We start from the raw sequence: 2,456 nt of genomic DNA, 5'->3' as shown, positions 1-2,456 counted from the left end.
GGTAAGCGTCAAACCAATCCCCGTCTGAAGGTGCTATGAAGCGTTATTACCATGGGTCATAGCAGAGGGGTATGACTGATGGTGATCCTTCTTCCATGGCATCAGCTCCGCTCAAGCGTGATGTCAGGTCCAGGGTGCGCAGCACGCCTGCCCAACGACAAGCTGCGCTGGAGGCCTACGCCCGTTCTGGTCTGAGCGGACCCCAGTTTGCCAGGTCCGCTGGCATCAAGTACCAAACGCTGGTCACCTGGCGCAGGCAGGCCAAAACCTCCACCTGCGTGGCCGCGCAGGCCAACTCCCATCCCACCGTTGCGTTTTTGGAGGCCGTCCCCATCCCGCCACTGTCTTCGACCAGTCTGGATCTACTGCTGCCCGGCGGAGCCCGTCTGCACCTGTCCTGCCCCTCGCAGATGCCCCTGGCTGCAGCACTGCTGCGACAACTCGAACTCAAGCACTCCCTGGACCTCCACTCATGCTGAGCTTCGCAGGCAGTCTCAAGGTCTTCGTCGCCCTTCAGCCTTGTGACATGCGGGCTGGGGCGGGCACACTTCAAGGCATGGTCAGCGCTCAGTTGCAGGACGATCCCCGTAGCGGCTCGCTCTTTGTCTTCAGCAACCGGCGTCACTCCGTGCTCAAGATCCTCTACTGGGATGGTTCGGGCTGGTGGCTGCTGACCAAGCGCCTGGAACAAGGTACTTTCAGCTGGCCGGTCGTCACCGATCCCGCGCAGACCAAGCTGGCCCTGGCACCGCAGGCCCTGGCCATGCTCACCGACGGCATTGATCTGCGGGGCGCGAAGATGCGCCCCTGGTATGACCGAAGGGCGGGATAGAGCCTTCCTTCTGCATCTGAAGCTGGACAACCACGGCGCTTGAGGCCACATCACGCGACTGGTGACTCCTGAACCCGACGCCGCCACTTTGATGGAAGAGCTTCGTCGCAAAGGCGAGGAGCTCGCGGCGGTGCGTCTGGAGAACAAACTGCTGCGCCTCAAGCTCGATGCGCTCTCGCGCCGGATGTTTGGCAAGAGCAGCGAGAAGCTTGATGCGGAGCAGATGCAGCTGCTGCTTGACGGGATTGAGGAGCTCACACTGGCTGAGGAGTCGGCCCAGCAGGCCCGGCCGGGCAAGGAGCCAGCCACCGCAGAGGCAGCCAGGGAGCGCAAGCCCCGCATCCCGGAGCATCTGCCAGTTAAAGAGGTGTTCATCGACCCCGAGGAGGTCAAGGCCTGCCCTGAGGAGTGGGTGCACATCGGCCAGGAGGTCACCGAACAACTTGAGTACACCCCGGCGAGCTTCGAGCGCCTGCGCATCATCCGGCGCAAGTATGTGCGCAAGGACCAGCGGCATCTGCCTCCGGTGGTGGCCCCGTTGCAGCCCTGCCTGCAGGAGCGCTGTCTGGCCGCCCCCTCGCTGCTGGCTCACAGCATGGTGTCGCGCTACCGGGACCATCTACCCTGGCACCGGCTGGAAGGCATCTATGCAGGACTGGGCGTGGAGATCTCCCGCCAGACGCTGGCCAACTGGAGCGCGATGACCGCCGAGGCCTGCGGACTGCTCATGCGCGAGATCCATCAGAGCGTGTTTGCCAGCGGGTACGTCCAGCTTGATGAGACACCCATTGAGTACTTGAGCCCCGGCCATGGCCAGACCAAAACCGGCTACCTGTGGGTGGCGCACTCACCGCTGACCCAGGAGACGTACTTCCAGTGGCACACCGGACGGGCGGCCTTGTGTCTGGAGAGCCTGGTGCCCGCCAGGTTCGAGGGCATCATCCAGTGCGATGGATATGCCGCCTACGGGTCCTTTGCCCAGAGCCGGGGGCGGGCGGGCACGATCCGCCTGGCGGGTTGCTGGGCCCATGCACGGCGCAAGTTTTTTGAGACAGCCACCTACTGCCAGGACGCGGCCTGGGTGCTGCTGCAGATCCAGGAGATCTATGCCGTGGAGGAGGAGTTGCGCCAGGCCCGGGCAGGACCAGAGCAAAGACAGGCGGCACGAGCCGCCCGAAGCCGTCCTGTGGTGGGGCACATCTATGCGAAGCTGGAGCAATGGCAGCAGCAGCGCAAGCACCTGCCCAAGAGTCCCACGGGGGTGGCCTTGCGCTATGCCTTCAACCAGAGGGCAGGCCTTGAGGTGTTCCTTGAGGACGGGCGTGTGGAGATCGACAGCAATCTGGTGGAGAACACGATCCGGCCCAGCGCCGTGGGCAAGAAGAACTGGTTGTTCGTGGGAGATGCGCAGGCTGGGGACCGGGCAGCAGCTCATTACACGCTGCTGGACAATGCCCGACGGGCCGGGGCCGATGCCTACGAATACCTGAAGGACTTGTTCATGCGGCTGCCGTCTATGACCAATCAACAGATGAAGGAGATCACACCCCGGGCGTGGATGGCTCTGCGTGCCGACCAGTAAAAGTCAAGCCGTGCCCCCACCGGGCTTGGTTAGTCGCTTACG

General features: G+C 63.5%; 3 protein-coding genes. All 3 read left to right on the top strand.

The annotated features are described in order from the left end of the window. Positions 1–95 precede the first annotated feature (95 nt). The 3 genes from BV034_RS34055 to BV034_RS34045 all read left to right on the top strand — a co-directional run bounded on the left by BV034_RS34055 (position 96) and on the right by BV034_RS34045 (position 2,414). Positions 96–479, top strand: a complete 384-nt coding sequence (locus tag BV034_RS34055) for a transposase (protein WP_265593797.1) — start codon at positions 96–98, stop codon at positions 477–479. Then, positions 473–832 carry an IS66 family insertion sequence element accessory protein TnpB gene (gene tnpB, locus BV034_RS34050; RefSeq protein ID WP_050031393.1) on the top strand — a complete coding sequence of 120 codons (360 nt, stop codon included), beginning with the start codon at positions 473–475 and terminating at the stop codon, positions 830–832. The genes BV034_RS34055 and tnpB overlap by 7 nt, the downstream gene beginning before the upstream one ends. A gap of 88 nt (positions 833–920) precedes the next feature. After that, positions 921–2,414, top strand: a complete 1,494-nt coding sequence (locus BV034_RS34045; RefSeq protein WP_081888340.1) for an IS66 family transposase — start codon at positions 921–923, stop codon at positions 2,412–2,414. The last annotated feature ends 42 nt before the right edge of the window (positions 2,415–2,456 follow it).

It is taken from the genome of Verrucomicrobium sp. BvORR034, from assembly GCF_000739635.1.
Lineage (GTDB): Bacteria > Verrucomicrobiota > Verrucomicrobiia > Verrucomicrobiales > Verrucomicrobiaceae > Verrucomicrobium.
The sequence above is the reverse complement of the archived record's forward strand: the minus strand, read 5'-3'. Positions and strand labels throughout refer to the sequence as shown.

Coding starts and splice junctions, on each gene's coding strand:
- BV034_RS34055 (WP_265593797.1), top strand. CDS start 96: ATGGCATCAGCTCCGCTCAAGCGTGATGTCAGGTCCAGGGTGCGCAGC.
- tnpB (WP_050031393.1), top strand. CDS start 473: ATGCTGAGCTTCGCAGGCAGTCTCAAGGTCTTCGTCGCCCTTCAGCCT.